Origin of the sequence: Picosynechococcus sp. PCC 7117, from assembly GCF_001693275.1 — a bacterium.
GTDB lineage: Bacteria > Cyanobacteriota > Cyanobacteriia > Cyanobacteriales > MRBY01 > MRBY01.
Genome location: NZ_CP016477.1, coordinates 1,881,074 through 1,896,938, shown reverse-complemented (window position 1 = coordinate 1,896,938; position 15,865 = coordinate 1,881,074). Strand labels below are relative to the sequence as shown.

Here is a 15,865-nt window from a genome sequence, read left to right as displayed (position 1 = left end):
GGGTTTTTCCTCTACTGCTGGCTTAGGATCTGGTCATCAAGGCTAAAGTCAATAGCAGCCTTGTCTCGTTCGTTGGCAAGGTAATCATTTTGGAAGGAATCTTTTAAGCCACCCACCAGATCATATTTCGGTTGCCAATCCAGGTCATTTAGGGCCTTGTGAATATCCGCCATAAAGTGCTGGGCGCGGATCGGGAAAGCCTTCCGTTTGCCGAGGTCAAATTTTTTCGGGTCATAGTAAACCAGATCCACAGCCGCTGGATCTTTCCCGGCTGCTACCGCACAGGCTTTGACGAGTCCGGTAAAAGTGACAAAGCGATCGCCTGAGATATTGTAAATTTGCCCAATCGCTTTCGGATTATCTAGCGCCGCTGCCATGGCCGTGGCGAGATCGTAAACGTGGCCAAACTGAGTGATTAGCTGTCCATCTCCAGGAATTGGGATCGGTCGGTTGCGGACGATGCGGTCAAAAAACCAGGCTTCCAGGTCGTTGTAATTTTTTGCGCCGTAAATGTAGGTGGGACGAATCGACGTCCAGGGCAAATCACTCTGGGCCAAATAGGCTTCGGTCTCATGCTTACCTTTGTGGCGACTGTTGGGGTCAACGGGATCCGCTTCTTTATGGGGCGGCTGGTCAGTGGGGAGATAAACGCCAGCGGAACTGACATAAACAAAATGCTTCACTTTTCCAGCAAAAATCTCGGCGAGGGGCTTGGTGTGGGCGAGTTCGCGGCCATTGTTATCAAAGATGGCGTCAAAGGTTTCGCCAGCCAGTTTTTCTTTCAGTTGAGCGGGATCCTGGCGATCGCCAATAATTTGCCCTACCCCCGTCGGTGCCGGATGATTGCCCCGGTTAAACAGCACTACTTCGTGGCCTGCCGCCAATAAAACTTGGGTGAGATAAACCCCAATAAACCGGGTACCACCAATAATTAAAATGCGCATAATTTTTCCCAAACAGCGATCGCCTTAAGCATTCAGTGTATCGGATGGGGTTCCAGAACTGGAGCGACGTATCAGAAAAACTCGTCTCAATGGGTTGGCTCTTTCCGCCGTTATTTTTTGCAACAAACTGTTACATTAGAGAGGCGTTTTTCAAACAAATATTTTTTTCAAAATTCCGACCCGTTGCAATAAATTCTTCGTCCCGAACCATGTCTGAATCCCAAACTTCCCTCGACCAGGCCCCAGAAGCCACTGAACCTAAACCCAGCTATGTCAAGCTCGCCATGCGGAATATGGTGCGCAAAGGGGGTAAGTCCCTCTGGCATTTCTTCCTCACCACCGCTGGCCTGTTGGGGTTTTTCGTCACCATGGCCTACCTCACCCGTTAGATGGGGATGCAGCCCGTGCTTGAGTGTGAAATTTTTGTCGAAAATGCTTCTGGTTTAGAACTGCCTGAATTGGCGATCGCCCCTTGGGAAAACTACCTGGAGCAGTGGCTACCGGAATTAACAGCGGCTTTACCCCCAGCCGACGGTTACGAGTTAACCCTCCGCTTTACCACTGACGCCGAAATCCACAATCTCAATCACCAATATCGCCACAAAGACCAACCCACCGACGTCCTTTCCTTTGCGGCCCTCGAAGACAACTTTGCTAGCCCCTTACCCCCTGGGGAACCGCTCTATCTGGGGGACATCATTGTTTCGGTAGAAACGGCCCAACGCCAGGCCCAGGAACGGCAGCACAGCCTCCAAACGGAACTGGGTTGGTTGGTGAGCCATGGTTTATTGCACCTGCTGGGGTGGGATCATCCCGATGAAGCCCGGTTAATTGAAATGCTCGATCGTCAAGCCGTACTCTTGCGAAACGTTCAACTTATTCCATAATGGGGTGATTCTATTGAGGGAGAAGATGACACAACACAAAAAAATCCTCTCACCCCCCGACCGGGAACGGCGATCGCTAGCCTGGAAAGTGGCCCCTGACCTCCTCGCGAGCTTCCGTTACGCTTGGCAGGGCATTGTGTACGCCACCCGCACCCAGAGAAATTTTCGGATTCACTTAGCGATCGCCGTTTTTGTGTGGACAATGTGTTGGCTGTTGTCCCTCAATTATCTAGAAATAGCGATCCTCACAGCCATGGTCGCCCTAGTGCTCGTCCTGGAGTTGCTGAATACAGCCCTCGAATCGGTGGTGGATCTTACAGTACAGCAGAGTTACCATGAGCTCGCAAAAATTGCCAAAGACTGCGCGGCGGCGGCGGTACTCATCGGGGCGATCGCCTCTGTAGCCATTGCCGGATTAATCGCTTGGCCCCACTTCCAAGCACTCCTAGAGCCTGCTATCTTAACCCCTGTAAAATCCTATTTTTTACCGCAAAAAATTTCCTTGTTTTCCTAGCTCAACCCCGTACAAATCCCCATCACTATCTAAAGGAGTGTGACCCCTTTGATCATCGTCATCGACAACTATGACAGTTTCACCTATAACCTTGTCCAATACCTCGGCGAATTAGGCAAAGAATTACCCGTGGCCCAGGACATCGAAGTGTATCGGAACGACAAAATTACCCTCGCTGAAATTCGTGCCAAACAACCTGCGGGCATCGTCATTTCGCCGGGGCCAGGCCGTCCAGAAGACGCGGGGATTTCCTTGGCGGTGATCAAAGAATTGGGCCAGGAACTTCCTATCCTTGGGGTTTGTCTGGGACACCAAAGCATCGGCCAGGTGTTTGGGGGCAAAATTATCGGTGCCGCAACCCTGATGCATGGCAAGATCTCCGTGATTCACCATGCCAACAAAGGGGTATTTGCTGGTTTAGAAAATCCATTCCCCGCCACCCGTTACCATAGCTTGGTGATCGACAAAAATAATTGTCCTGATTGTTTAGAGGTCACTGCTTGGGTGGATGACGGTACGATTATGGGCGTACAACATCGGGATTATCCCCATATCCAGGGGGTACAATTCCATCCCGAAAGTATCTTAACCACGGCAGGTAAACAGCTTTTGCGGAATTTCCTCGCTACTCTGTCGCCTGTACCGCTGCTTGTAACGAATTAGTGAGGGGCTCCCCGACATAACCATGAAACGTAGACAGTTTATTCAGACCGCAGGGATTAGTGCTTTTGGGGCGATCGCCGGCTTTTCCCTATTGCAAAAAAACGCCGTCCAAGCCCAAACCGGCAACCTTGACATCGAATGGCTGGGCCACACCTGTTTTTCCGTCAGTGGTGCGGGGACTAAGGTTCTCATTAATCCCTTCCGTGCCCTCAGTTGTACCGCAGGTTATCGGGACACATTTCCCCAAGCAGACATTGTCCTGTTGAGTAGCCAACTGTTCGACGAAGGCTATACCGATGGTTTACCCGGAGACCCCAGGATTTTATTCCAAGCCGGACAATATCCCGTGAATAACATCACCTTTGACGGTATTAGCCTCGCCCATGCCAACATCGAACGCTATCGAGGCTGGCGTTTCCCGCCCAACATTGCCTGGAGTTGGCGCCAGGGAGGCATTAGTTTCTTGCACCTCGGCGGCGCTGGGGAAGAAGTAGACATCGATGATTTTATTTTGACCGGGGGCAGCCCAGATATTCTGATGATCCCCGTTGGGGGCACCGATGCTGATCCACAGAATATTCCCCCCAAGGGTTACACCCCAGCCCAATCGCTCCAAGCCCTAGAGTTGCTGCGTCCCAAGATTGTTATCCCGACCCACTACAAAACAACGGCCGGGGACGACACCTGTGGGCTCCAGTCCATTGAATCCTTTTTAAACTTGGTAGACCGTAACGAAATTAAGGTGACAACGGTGGCTTCCAATCGCCTCCAGGTCAATCGAGCGGCTCTTTCCCAAGCCAATTCAGAGATTAAAGTTTTAAGCGATCGCCCCCTGTTGCGGGCCTAGGCGGATCATCATTTTTCCTTTGATTGAACAACCTCCAAAATCCTTGGGGGTTTTTTGATCGCGATGGTAAAACCTAGAAAATATTTGCGATTTATTGACCCCACCCCTGGGTATAAAGGGCAATCGAGCCTATCATTTTGGACATTGATCTGCCCTAAATTCTCGCTTATGCAATATTTTTTTCTCACCGAAGGGTGGCACATTGGCCGCGTTTGGGAACCCGGTGGCCCCTGGGATATTCTGTCCTGGCGACGTCCCCCCAAGATTCAGCGCACCAACATCGCCATGGAAAACCAGGGGGAGCGCCTCTGGCTCTACCAAGTAGACGACCCGATCCTGATGCTGGAAGTGACCCCCGATCCCACGAAGGTCAAAACCGAGAACATCGGTCAAGTGATGATCAAACGCCTCATCAGTCCCGAAGAGGCGATCGCCCAATTAAACCAAGCCAACACCCTCTACAAAGACCCAACTCCAAGCCATTAGCGCCATTACATTTCCCGTAATACGCTTGCCAAGCCCTCTAACAATAGTTACACTTCTTTAAACAATCTTCCCCCTAAACCCAGCACAAACCCTTTGTATCGTAGTTTAGAGAGAAGAAAAAAACGCTTAAGTCCTTGGGACAACTAGCAATAACAAAACAACTTTCTTGAGGATGCTTTGTAAACTTTTGTAAATTTTTCCGAGGAAGTTTTTATTAAAGTCTACGAAGACATTGCCGTCAAAAAGCCATTTCAACTCAAAATCTTCCTATAGATTTGAAGTTGTTTTTCTCGGTTCAGACCAATCCTCGTTAATAATGAGAAAATATTTGGTCATAGTAGACACGATTGTTTAGGAGGAGAGTAGTCAATGGGACTACCTTGGTACCGCGTACATACAGTCGTCCTTAACGACCCAGGTCGTCTGATTTCTGTACACCTCATGCACACTGCGCTTGTCGCAGGTTGGGCTGGCTCAATGGCCCTCTATGAGCTAGCAATTTTCGATCCCAGTGATCCCGTCCTCAATCCCATGTGGCGGCAGGGCATGTTCGTACTGCCGTTCATGGCACGGCTGGGCGTAACCGGCTCCTGGAATGGCTGGGATATCACTGGTGCCGTAGGCACTAACCCCGGTTTTTGGTCTTTTGAAGGCGTCGCCGCAGCACACATCGTTCTGTCCGGTCTTCTGTTCCTCGCTGCCGTTTGGCACTGGGTTTATTGGGATCTCGATCTTTTTGTTGACTCCCGTACCGGTAAGCCTGCCCTAGACTTGCCGAAAATGTTTGGGATTCACCTGTTCCTATCTGGTCTTCTTTGCTTCGGCTTTGGAGCCTTTCACCTCAGCGGCGTCTGGGGGCCTGGAATGTGGGTTTCTGACCCCTATGGTGTAACAGGCCATGTCCAAGCCGTTGCCCCCGATTGGGGCCCCAGTGGATTTAACCCCTTTAACCCTGGCGGCGTTGTTGCACACCACATTGCCGCTGGTATCGTTGGGATTATTGCTGGTCTCTTCCACCTCAGTGTGCGCCCCCCTGAGCGTCTGTACAAGGCACTCCGGATGGGTAACATTGAGACGGTTTTATCCAGCAGTATTGCAGCGGTATTTTTTGCCGCATTCGTCGTCGCTGGCACCATGTGGTACGGCAACGCTACCACCCCCATCGAACTTTTCGGCCCGACCCGTTATCAGTGGGACCAGGGTTATTTCCAAAACGAAATTCAGCGCCGTGTGGATGCTGAAATTGCGTCAGGGGCAACACCTGCGGAAGCTTGGAATACAATTCCTGAAAAACTTGCTTTTTATGACTATGTCGGTAACAGCCCTGCGAAAGGTGGTTTGTTCCGTACAGGGCCGATGGATCAAGGTGATGGCATTGCTCAGTCTTGGGCCGGCCACCCTGTCTTCAAAGATGCAGAAGGTCGTGAGCTTTTTGTTCGTCGGATGCCCAACTTCTTTGAAACCTTCCCTGTGGTCATGACCGATGCGGATGGCGTCCTCCGGGCTGATATTCCGTTCCGTCGTTCTGAGTCTAAGTTCTCCGTTGAACAGGCTGGGGTTACGGTTTCCTTCTTGGGTGGCGAACTCAATGGTCAAACCTTCACCGATGCTGCCACTGTCAGAAAATACGCCCGTCGTGCCCAGTTGGGTGAGCCTTTCGAGTTTGATACTGAAACCCTTGGTTCTGACGGTGTATTCCGGACGAGCCCCCGTGGTTGGTTCACTTTTGGTCACGCTGTATTTGCGCTGCTGTTCTTCTTTGGTCACATTTGGCATGGTTCTCGGACGTTGTACCGTGACGTATTTGCTGGGGTTGACCCTGAACTGGCAGAAGAGCAAGTGGAATGGGGCTTCTTCCAGAAGGTTGGTGACAAGAGTACCCGTGCTAGCTAATTAAACACAGGTATCTATTGCATCGATCGGAAAGTTTTTTCCAATAATTCATTTTGAGGAGGTTGGGCCTTTAAGCCTAGCCTCTTTTTTCTTGGGAAAAATTAACTGAATTCGGGGGAGATGGTGGCGGTTTTCTACACTGGTTGCGAAAGAAGAGGATTATGCAAAATTGAGGTATTCCCTGAATGAATTAAAAAAATATTATGTCGCTTTCTCCCAAGGCTCTTTATGATTGGTACCGCAACACCCTGCGCAATCCGAAATACCGGTGGTGGATTATTCTAGGCACTTTGGCATATTTGATCAGCCCCATTGATATTTCACCGGACTTTTTCCCCATTGCCGGTCAGATTGATGATGTGATGCTGGCGACCTTGTTGATTGCGGAACTGTCCCAAATGGCCTTGGCTTTTTTCCAAGCCCGCCAAGAAAATTCCCAAGGGAAAACGACAACCCAGGGAGAAACGACGGCAACGGTGGATATCCCTTCGGTTTCGGTAGACGAATCCTAGATCAAAGCTTGTACGAGTAAAAAGGCGATCGCCGCACTGCCGACGGGCACCAAAAAGTTATCAATGCCAAACTGGGCAATGCTTTCGAGCAAGGTAGAACAAAGGGCAACAACGAGGGCGATCGCCACTTTTTGCCAAAGCATGAGGTCAAAACCGAGAAATAATAAACCACAAATCAAGAAACCCACCCCAAACATGGTGGCAGTGCCTTCGAGGCTTTTTTTGTTGCCAAGAATTTCGTAGGGATGTTTGCCCAATTGACTACCGACCACGGCAGCCAGACCATCGCCCCAGGCCATCACCAAAATGCCGAGCACCGCAAATACGGGTTGCTGAATTGACCAAAACCACCAGATCAACACCCCCATACTAAGGGCATAAAAAAAGGTACCGAGGCTCTGGCGACCGACGCTGTTCACGCTGGGTAAAATCGGCAGGAAGTAGGAAATTAGCGCAATTAAGCCTGCAATAAAAGCGGCAGCAATGCCGATTTCCATCGGAATATCAAACCACCAGGCGAGGAGAATGACATTACCACTGCCGATATGGACAATCTTGCGGGTCAGTTCTGGGCTTAGGTGATTTTTGCGGCTGAGACCTTCGGCGATCGCCAACAGCGCCCCCAGATAAGTGATGACCGTTCCGAGGGGCATCCGGAGGGCTGGGGAAAAGATTTCCGCGACGAGATGATTGACATCCATAAAAAATTAAGGGCAAGATTACTCCCACCCCTAAAGCACAACTTAGAAGTTACCAACTAGCGCCTCATTACAACGTTCACAAATGGTGGGATCATCCGTAAAGGTGCCCACTTGTGTGGAGTAATTCCAACAGCGATCGCATTTGTGACCGTCCGCTTTGACCACGGCGATTTGGAGCTTGCCAGCAGCCAACTCCAGGGTGTCTTGGTACTGCTGATCGTCGAGGGCTGCCGTCACAAATTCCACCTGGGAAACAAGGAGCAAATAGCGCAGTTCATCCACCCGTGGGGACTCACTTAAACTGTCGGCGGGATTTAGGGCCGCGAGCCAGTCTGTTAAGGCCCCATCCACATCGCGCATCAGAATTTTTGCTTCGAGGGAAGCACCGATTAATTTTTCTGTGCGGGCTTTTTCGAGAACGAGGTTCACGCCGTTGCGGATTTTGCGCAGTTCTTCCCACCGTTGGAATAAAGTTGCGTCCGCTGCCCATTGGGGATCGAGTTGATACCAACCCGCGTTAAACACCGATTGATGCCCCGTTTCGTAGGGTAAGTTCTGCCAAATATCCTCCGCCATGTGACACAATACCGGGGCGATCGCCTTGGCCAGAGTTTCAAGGATAATCGCCATCACCGTTTGACAACTGCGGCGCCGGGGCGCATTCGCATCGGAAATATACAGGCGATCCTTGGCAATATCGAGATAGAAATTCGACAGATCCACCACGCAGAAATTTTGCACTTTTTGGAAGAATTTAAAGAATTGGAATTCCTCAAAAGCTTCTGTAACTTCTGTAAAAACATTGTGGGTTTGGTGCAAAATATATTTGTCTAATTCCGGTAAATCACTGTAAGCAACTGCATCTTTCGCCGGATCAAAGTCATGGATATTTCCTAAGAGGAAACGGGCTGTGTTACGAATTTTGCGATAAACATCCGCCAACTGTTTCAAAATCGTTTGGCCGATAGGCACATCTGAAGAGTAGTCTACCGAAGAAACCCATAGCCGCAGCACATCTGCACCATAGGGCGGTTCGGTTTTCTGATTCTTGCCGCCATTGATAATGATATTGGGATCGACCACATTCCCCAGAGATTTACTCATTTTGTAGCCCTTTTCATCGAGCACAAAACCGTGGGTTAATACCGTTTTATAGGGGGCTATATTATTAACAGCCACACTGGTTAGAAGACTCGACTGGAACCAACCCCGATGCTGGTCAGAACCTTCTAAATACAGATCCACAGGATAATTTAAACCGTCCCGTTGTTTGGCCACAGCCGCCCAGGAAGAACCCGAATCAAACCACACATCCATGGTATCGGTGCCCTTGCGGTAAGTGCGACCATTATTGCGATATTCCTCCGGTAAAAGTTCTTCTACCGAACGTTTCCACCAAGCGTCAGAACCTTCCTTGGCAATAATTTCTTTAACATGGTTAATGGTGGTTTCATTTAACAATGCTTCCCCGGTTTCCTCGTCGTAGAAAACAGGAATGGGGACGCCCCAATTGCGTTGCCGGGAAATACACCAATCACTGCGATCGCCAACCATCGCCGTGATCCGATTTTCCCCCTGGGCCGGAATCCAACGGACGTTCTTGATCGCGCTTAGGGCTTCATCGCGGAACCCTTCGACGGAGGCAAACCACTGTTCTGTGGCCCGGAAAATGGTCGGTTTTTTCGTCCGCCAATCGTAAGGATATTTGTGTTGGTAAGCTTCTTGCTTTAAAAGGGCGCGTTTTTCCGTTAAAGCTGTGATAATTGCGTCGTTAGCCCCGTTGAGGACATTTAAGCCTGCAAACTCGCCTGCTTCTTCAGTTAAGATGCCTTCTGCATCTACTGGGGAAAGGATCGGCAAACCATATTTCTGGCCTGTGATATAGTCCTCCTGACCATGGCCCGGCGCGGTATGGACGAGGCCCGTCCCAGATTCCGTTGTGATGTAATCACCACCAGCCACCACCGGACTTTGACGATCATAGAGGGGATGCTGATAGGTGCAATGTTCGAGAATTTCCCCTTTAAAACTGGTTTTAATCGTTAAGGCAGCGTCAAAAGTTTTCGTTAAGCTTTCTGCGAGATCCTTGGCCACCACTAAATATTTCTGAGCGCACAGGCTGCCATCGGTTTCGACGACGGCGTATTCCAGGGCCGGGTTGATCGCCACAGCTAAGTTACCGGGCAATGTCCAGGGCGTGGTTGTCCAGATCGCCACGCCCAAACTATCGGCAAACTCGCCTAAAACAGCTTTAGCTTCCGGGCTTAGATCCGTGATCGGAAAAGAAACGTAGATACTCTGGGAGGTATGGCCTTCGGGGTATTCAAGTTCTGCCTCGGCGAGGGCCGTTTGGGAACTCGGACTCCAATGGACGGGCTTTAGGCCGCGATAGATATAGCCTTTGAGGGCCATGTCGCCAAATACGCCGATTTGAGCCGCTTCATATTCTGGGGTGAGGGTGAGATAAGGATTTTCCCAGTCGCCCCAAACGCCATACCGTTGAAATCCGGCTGCTTGGGCTTTTTGGGTTTTGAGGGCAAAGTCACGGGCTTTGTAGCGGAGTTTGAGGGGCGTGAGATTTTGCCGGGCATCGGCGCTGAGGTTTTGCAGTACCTTTAATTCGATGGGTAAACCGTGACAATCCCAACCGGGGACATAGTGGGTTTTGTAGCCTTGTAGGAGCTTGTACTTATTGATGATGTCCTTCAGCACTTTGTTCAGGGCATGGCCCATGTGAAGGTCACCGTTGGCATAGGGGGGGCCATCGTGCAGCGTAAAGAAGTCTTTGGGGTTATTTTGCGCTAATTCTTCATAAATGCGGTTTTCTTGCCAGAATTTTTGGATTTCTGGCTCTTTTTGGGGAGCATTCGCCCGCATATTAAAGGTAGTTTTCGGCAAATTAACGGTATCTTTGTAGCTCTTTGCGTCTGTCACGGTGGCTGTGGTGGCTGATGTTTACAAATGTTTGCTATGGCTGATTTTAACTTGCTGTGGCTTGTCCCGTGAATCTCGGTGAAAAAAGGCGATCGCCAACGTCCTGGGATTCATTAAATAGAATGGAGGGTGATCGGCAAGGGGAGATAAAGTGATGCTGACAAAACAACGGGCGGATCGGGTGCTGTTGAGTAATATCAGTTGGCAGCAGTTTGAAAATATTCTGCGGGATCTGGGAGAAACTCGTTCTAGTCGCGTGGCCTATTGTGATGGAACTTTGGAAATTATGACGCCTCTGCCAAGGCATGAGTTTTACAAAGAAGTGATTAGTATCTCGATCAAAGATTGCGCCGACAAACTAGAGATTGATTACGAAAGTCTCGGTTCGACGACCTGGCGTAAACCAGCGGCCAAAGCAGGTTTAGAGCCGGACAATTGTTTTTACTTCCAGCATGAGCCGTTAATTCGGGGCCAGTTGGACTATGATCTCGCTAAAGATCCGCCTCCCGATTTGGCTTTAGAAATTGAACTGACAAGCCGATCTTTAGAACGGTTTCCCATCTATGCACGGTTAGGAGTGCCGGAAATTTGGAGCTATGAGGATGGCAAAATCACCATTTATCTCCTCGACCAGGGAGAATATCGCGTTTCAGAAACGAGTTTAGCCCTGCCGCAAATTTCAGTGACGACAATGATGGCTTTGATCGAAGAAAATCGTCCTCTAGGCCGTCGAGCGATTCGCCGCGCCATTCGGGAGTGGGCAAAAACCCTGTAATCCTTAAACCATCAATCGCTATCGCCAATGTGAAACACTTAATAGATTGATTTCTCAAATTGAGGGATGATCGATAGAATGCTCTCTTGCCTTATGCTCTGTAGTGTTAACGTTGCCCATCACCCGCCGCAGACAACCTTGAACACTCAACAGACAAGCTTTCGGCGGTCGGTGTGCATGGGCGTTGTTATGCCTTTCGTAAACTCCATTCTTCAAAAAGTTCGCAAATTTTGATCATTTCGACAGGATTAAACACAAAGCTTTCACCACTCTCTACGATTCTTTGTTGTTTCATCAATCCCAACTCAGAATCTTGAAATGCATCCAACTGGTCTAGATTTCTCGAAAGATAATTCTCAAAATCATCTCGTTCTTTCTCGTCACGATAAATTACAAAAGCAGATTCGCTCATTCTGCTATTCAAATCTAAAGTGCCATCAGTAATAAATTCAAGAAATGCACCGACTCTACTATTGAGTATAAAATACTGATACCATAATTCTCGTCCCTGTACTCTGATACTCCCGTTAGTAGGATCAACTAATTGAACCCTCATTTCATCACAATATACATATGGCAGGCTAAACAATTCAGTATTTAGATACCTAAAGGATGCGGTACCGATGAAAGATTTTTCATTGATGTAGAAGTAACTGTAAACATCTTTGAATTCAGAGACTTCGCCAAATTCGATTTGATATTCGGGACTGTACTTATGATAGGCAAACTTTTTATTTCCTACATCTTTATCCCATTCTTGTGGCTTTCTAAGTAATTCAACCATGCGTTGTGCAGGTTGAAGATCTAAACCAAAGCGTTCTCTCCACATACTTTCAATCAGCCAATTATCCGTACTTTGATCAATAGGTGTATTAGTATCTAAGTTTCTAGTGTAAATAAAATTGGCTCTTACAATCTTGTCTTTATCTCTGTAGTTCTCTCTCAAGTAATATGGCTTACGTCTATCGTCATACACTATAAGCACATCAACCTCTTTCTCATTAAGAATCAAGGTTCTAAGCTCTACTTCTGGACGATTATCGATAGCAAATTTTTTGGAACGGATAAAGTCAATGATGTCAGATTGACTTCTTCTATTTTCTTCTGGAACACCAACTATTGCACATCCTGATGAAGGATCTGAAACTCCAAATATCAAATATTTATCTTTTTTAGAGACTGCATTCGACAAGCACAAAATATCATGTAGTAGGCTTGCTTTATTTTCATGGTGTTTCTCCTTGAAGTCCCAATATGTGCCCTCTCTTCTTTTATTTATTAGCTGGAGTATTTCTGATTCCAATTTCAACTCCATAATTTACTAGCTTAAACTTGTAGGCATAACTAGTGATTATGCGGAAAAAGTCCATCTAAAATGTCTCATAGTACTTTTATTTGGAATAATTCCGTATAAACTCCCTACTAGGATGTTATGCAGACGACATCCATATAAAGTGGTTATCCAGATATTGTACAGATTTCGTTTCTATCATAAACAATAACCTCTGCATAAGCTTCTGGATTTTTTCTGGGGAGTGATTAGCCTGAGCATAGTGACCCTGACACTGGGCTTGATCAGAGCAAAAAGGCGATTTTTGATTTTAGGGTCATTCTTAAAAATAGACTCTTGAGAGGTTGGGTCATCCGCTGTGCCATTCGAGAGTGGGCGAAAACCCTCTCAGACCAGCCAAAGATTGCTAATCATTGAGGACTGTTACGTTTCAGTAAAGGAATGGGGGCGATCGCCTAAACTATTCAGAAGCAATTTTTCATCTGGATTTTATTTTTGCCAACTATGTTCCCTTCTAGCCGCCCCCGTCGCCTTCGCCAAAGTGAGTCGCTTCGCCGCATGGTGCGGGAAAATACCTTTACGGCCAATGATTTGATCTATCCCCTCTTTGCAGTGCCCGGAGAGGCGATCGCCAACGAAGTAAAGTCGATGCCCGGCGTGTATCAACTCTCCATCGATAAGATCGTCACCGAGGCCAAGGAAGTTTGGGAACTGGGCATTCCGGCGGTGATCTTGTTTGGCATTCCCCCCGAAAAAGATAACGATGCAACCGGGGCTTGGCACGACTGCGGCATTGTCCAAAAGGCAACCACGGCGATCAAGGAAGCAATCCCGGAAATGACCGTCATTAATGACACTTGCCTCTGTGAATATACACCCCATGGCCACTGCGGCTACCTGCAAACGGGGGATTTAACCGGACGAGTATTGAACGATCCCACCCTCGAATTGCTGAAAAAAACCGCTGTGTCCCAGGCAAAAGCTGGGGCTGATATTATTGCGCCTTCGGGGATGATGGATGGTTTTGTCGCCGCGATTCGTGAAGGTTTAGATGAAGCTGGGTTTACGAATATTCCGATCATGGGCTATTCCGCAAAATATGCTTCGGCTTACTATGGCCCCTTCCGGGATGTGGCCGAATCTGCCCCCCAATTTGGCGATCGCCGCACCTACCAAATGGATCCGGGCAATGGTCGCGAAGCCCTCAAGGAAGTGGAACTCGACATCCTCGAAGGAGTAGATTTCGTCATGGTCAAACCGGCCCTCGCTTACATGGACATAATTTGGCGCGTCAAGGAAATGACCAACCTACCCGTCGCCGCCTACAACGTTTCTGGGGAATATTCCATGGTGAAAGCCGGGGCCTTAAACGGTTGGATTGACGAGAAAAAAGTCGTCCTCGAAACCCTCACGAGCTTTAAACGGGCGGGCGCAGATTTGATCCTCACCTACCACGCCAAAGACGCTGTGCGCTGGTTAGCAGAGTAAATCTTAGCCTGGGGTATATTTTCCCCGAACAAACAAATGAATGAATCATGGGGAAGCTTTTCAGTTGTCCCCTTTTTTGTGACCAAAAAAAGCCCCGTAGGATGTACGGAGCCAAATTTTTTTCGGGAACTTTAACAACTATTCCACCTCGAAACTGCCACCCCAAGGCCCATAACTAGAGGTTGTAATGCCGTTGCGTTCTGTGCCGACAAAATCCGTTTGGGAACCCAGCACTTTGACCGTCACATTGCCCCCAGTCGTTGGTTCTACCAGGCCTGCGTGGACAGCCGCCGTACAAATCGATGAGCCATCACTGTAGATATCCGTGCCCCAAATTTTTTCTGTGGGTTGTCCCGCCGGACAAATCACGCTGAGGGTCTGGCCTATTTGGCTCCGCAGACCAAGCATTCCTGGGGTTGTTTCCCAGTCAATGGCCCGGACTTTGGCCGTTTGGGTGCTGGGCTGGTGGTGGCTGATCTGGGTAGTGGGTTGGTGGTGGGCTACGGTGGGTGCAGGGTCATGGTGGGCAAGGGTGGCAACGGGGGCAACGGGGGCAATCGCCAACCCCAAAAACACACAACTGCCAAGGGTCAAATACTTCATTGCAAACAATTACTCTAGAAAACACAGACAAAGATTATGCTTTGCCGCTAAGGAAATAGAACACTCTTCCTCAAAGTTTAAATCCAAGCCTGATCCACTGCCATATTTGCTTCGGGGTGAATGTAGGCGGGCTTTTCTTTGCGGGGTAGCTGACCCGATAAAACGAGGTGGGCCATGGTGTCACAAATCACCCGCGTCGCCATCAGGGATGTAATATCACTAATGTCATAGGGCGGTGAAACTTCGACGATTTCTAAACCGCAGACGGGGGCATTCCGGACGATTTTACCGAGGAGGGCCAGAGCTTCCCTGGGTAATAAACCGCCTGGTTCTGGCCAACCTGTGCCGGGGACAAATCCCGCATCAATGCAGTCAATGTCAAAGCTGATATAAACACAATCGGTACCATCTAGGGCACGCTCTAGGGCAAACTCCGCCGCCGCATCGATACCCATTTCGGTAATATCAGTCACCGTGAGAATATTGGTCGCCCGTTCGCGACAAACTTTGACCCCTTGTCGGGGTACCTGCCAACCGCCAATCCCCAACTGCACCAAATTTTTGGCGGGAGCATTGGCCATGTTGGTGGCGTGGAACCAAGGACAGGTGTGCATCCGCTCGTCTAGGTCTGTTTCCTGGGTATCCACATGGCGGTCGAAGTGAATAATGCCTACTTTTTTATCGCCTAAATGCCGACAAACTCCCCGCACCGTGGGAAAGCCGATGGAATGGTCGCCGCCGAGAATAATCGGGAAGGCACCGGAACTAAACACATGGGCGACCCCTTTAGAAATTTGATCAAAGGATTTTTCGTTATTGGCCGGAATCGTAAAGACATCCCCCACATCACAGAGGGTAATTTGCTCCCGGAGATCAATGCCCATCTCAAAGTTGTAGGGCGTGTAGAGGGCAGAGATTCGGCGAATCCCCTGGGGGCCAAAGCGAGTACCAGGGCGATAGGTGGTACCAGAATCATGGGGTACGCCAAGGATCGCCACGTCATATTCACCGACCTTGCGGACATCTTCGAGGTAAGGGGCCTTCAGGAAAGTATTAATCCCGGCATAGTGGGGCAGTTCTCCCCGGGAAAAAGTCGGAATGCTGCGGTCTTTGATACTGGCGGCAGCTTCGAGGCCGTATTCCAGGCCCCGGTCTACTTCCTGTTGCCAACCGGTGAGGGGGAGGTGGGATTCTTTTTCGAGGGCTGCTTGGGCTTCGCTGGGGGGACGAAAATTCGGTTGTTCACTCATGGTGATCGGGCCTTTCTTGGGACGAATTTAGTTAACGATAGCAGTAACCAAGCAAATTCTTGGTTTTTGGGCAAATT

At 49.1% G+C, this 15,865-nt stretch carries 16 protein-coding genes; 10 read left to right on the top strand and 6 right to left on the bottom strand.

Annotated features, from left to right (window positions below; translation table 11 throughout):
- Positions 1 to 11: 11 nt before the first annotated feature.
- Positions 12 to 944, bottom strand: a complete 933-nt coding sequence (locus AWQ22_RS09135) for an NAD-dependent epimerase/dehydratase family protein (RefSeq protein ID WP_065710893.1) — start codon at positions 942 to 944, stop codon at positions 12 to 14.
- Between the two features lie 209 nt (positions 945 to 1,153).
- Between AWQ22_RS09135 and AWQ22_RS09130 the strand changes: the two genes are divergently transcribed.
- The 8 genes from AWQ22_RS09130 to AWQ22_RS09095 all read left to right on the top strand — a co-directional run bounded on the left by AWQ22_RS09130 (position 1,154) and on the right by AWQ22_RS09095 (position 6,746).
- Positions 1,154 to 1,333: a DUF3285 domain-containing protein gene (locus AWQ22_RS09130; protein ID WP_030007517.1), complete on the top strand. Its 180-nt coding sequence runs from the start codon at positions 1,154 to 1,156 to the stop codon at positions 1,331 to 1,333.
- A 6-nt stretch (positions 1,334 to 1,339) separates the two neighbouring features.
- A complete protein-coding gene (gene ybeY / locus AWQ22_RS09125) occupies positions 1,340 to 1,831 on the top strand; it encodes an rRNA maturation RNase YbeY (protein ID WP_030007516.1) in 492 nt (163 codons plus the stop codon).
- Positions 1,832 to 1,856: 25 nt separating this feature from the next.
- Entirely contained in the window at positions 1,857 to 2,345 is a 489-nt protein-coding gene (locus AWQ22_RS09120) for a diacylglycerol kinase family protein (protein WP_065710892.1), read from the top strand.
- Positions 2,346 to 2,393: 48 nt separating this feature from the next.
- The gene (locus AWQ22_RS09115) at positions 2,394 to 3,008 is read left to right on the top strand and encodes an aminodeoxychorismate/anthranilate synthase component II (protein ID WP_062436612.1); all 615 of its coding nucleotides are present in this window, start codon (positions 2,394 to 2,396) and stop codon (positions 3,006 to 3,008) included.
- 22 nt (positions 3,009 to 3,030) lie between these two features.
- The gene (locus AWQ22_RS09110; RefSeq protein ID WP_065710891.1) at positions 3,031 to 3,855 is read left to right on the top strand and encodes an MBL fold metallo-hydrolase; all 825 of its coding nucleotides are present in this window, start codon (positions 3,031 to 3,033) and stop codon (positions 3,853 to 3,855) included.
- A 168-nt stretch (positions 3,856 to 4,023) separates the two neighbouring features.
- Positions 4,024 to 4,341, top strand: coding sequence for a hypothetical protein (locus AWQ22_RS09105; RefSeq protein WP_012307372.1), 318 nt, complete (start codon positions 4,024 to 4,026; stop codon positions 4,339 to 4,341).
- Between the two features lie 369 nt (positions 4,342 to 4,710).
- Positions 4,711 to 6,234: a photosystem II chlorophyll-binding protein CP47 gene (gene psbB / locus AWQ22_RS09100; protein WP_012307371.1), complete on the top strand. Its 1,524-nt coding sequence runs from the start codon at positions 4,711 to 4,713 to the stop codon at positions 6,232 to 6,234.
- Between the two features lie 203 nt (positions 6,235 to 6,437).
- Positions 6,438 to 6,746 carry a YkvA family protein gene (locus AWQ22_RS09095; protein ID WP_012307370.1) on the top strand — a complete coding sequence of 103 codons (309 nt, stop codon included), beginning with the start codon at positions 6,438 to 6,440 and terminating at the stop codon, positions 6,744 to 6,746.
- Here AWQ22_RS09095 and AWQ22_RS09090 read toward each other — a convergent pair.
- Together AWQ22_RS09090 and ileS are read right to left on the bottom strand one after the other, a co-directional pair.
- Positions 6,743 to 7,447 (bottom strand): diacylglycerol/polyprenol kinase family protein, encoded by a 705-nt coding sequence (locus AWQ22_RS09090; RefSeq protein WP_065710890.1) that lies wholly within the window; start codon positions 7,445 to 7,447, stop codon positions 6,743 to 6,745. The two genes, AWQ22_RS09095 and AWQ22_RS09090, sit on opposite strands and share 4 nt — an antisense overlap.
- Before the next feature lie 42 nt (positions 7,448 to 7,489).
- Positions 7,490 to 10,381 (bottom strand): isoleucine--tRNA ligase, encoded by a 2,892-nt coding sequence (gene ileS, locus AWQ22_RS09085; RefSeq protein WP_065710889.1) that lies wholly within the window; start codon positions 10,379 to 10,381, stop codon positions 7,490 to 7,492.
- 154 nt (positions 10,382 to 10,535) lie between these two features.
- Here ileS and AWQ22_RS09080 point away from each other — a divergent pair, with 154 nt between their 5' ends.
- Positions 10,536 to 11,156, top strand: coding sequence for a Uma2 family endonuclease (locus AWQ22_RS09080; RefSeq protein WP_065710888.1), 621 nt, complete (start codon positions 10,536 to 10,538; stop codon positions 11,154 to 11,156).
- Positions 11,157 to 11,343: 187 nt separating this feature from the next.
- Here AWQ22_RS09080 and AWQ22_RS09075 read toward each other — a convergent pair whose 3' ends face one another.
- The gene (locus AWQ22_RS09075; protein WP_065710887.1) at positions 11,344 to 12,471 is read right to left on the bottom strand and encodes a helix-turn-helix domain-containing protein; all 1,128 of its coding nucleotides are present in this window, start codon (positions 12,469 to 12,471) and stop codon (positions 11,344 to 11,346) included.
- 480 nt (positions 12,472 to 12,951) lie between these two features.
- Between AWQ22_RS09075 and hemB the strand changes: the two genes are divergently transcribed.
- Complete coding sequence (gene hemB / locus AWQ22_RS09070) at positions 12,952 to 13,935, top strand: porphobilinogen synthase (RefSeq protein ID WP_065710886.1); 984 nt, start codon at positions 12,952 to 12,954, stop codon at positions 13,933 to 13,935.
- Between the two features lie 138 nt (positions 13,936 to 14,073).
- Here hemB and AWQ22_RS09065 read toward each other — a convergent pair whose 3' ends face one another.
- Together AWQ22_RS09065 and AWQ22_RS09060 are read right to left on the bottom strand one after the other, a co-directional pair.
- Positions 14,074 to 14,538 (bottom strand): LCCL domain-containing protein, encoded by a 465-nt coding sequence (locus AWQ22_RS09065; RefSeq protein ID WP_065710885.1) that lies wholly within the window; start codon positions 14,536 to 14,538, stop codon positions 14,074 to 14,076.
- A 77-nt stretch (positions 14,539 to 14,615) separates the two neighbouring features.
- Positions 14,616 to 15,788 (bottom strand): agmatinase family protein, encoded by a 1,173-nt coding sequence (locus AWQ22_RS09060; RefSeq protein ID WP_065710884.1) that lies wholly within the window; start codon positions 15,786 to 15,788, stop codon positions 14,616 to 14,618.
- Positions 15,789 to 15,865 lie beyond the last annotated feature (77 nt).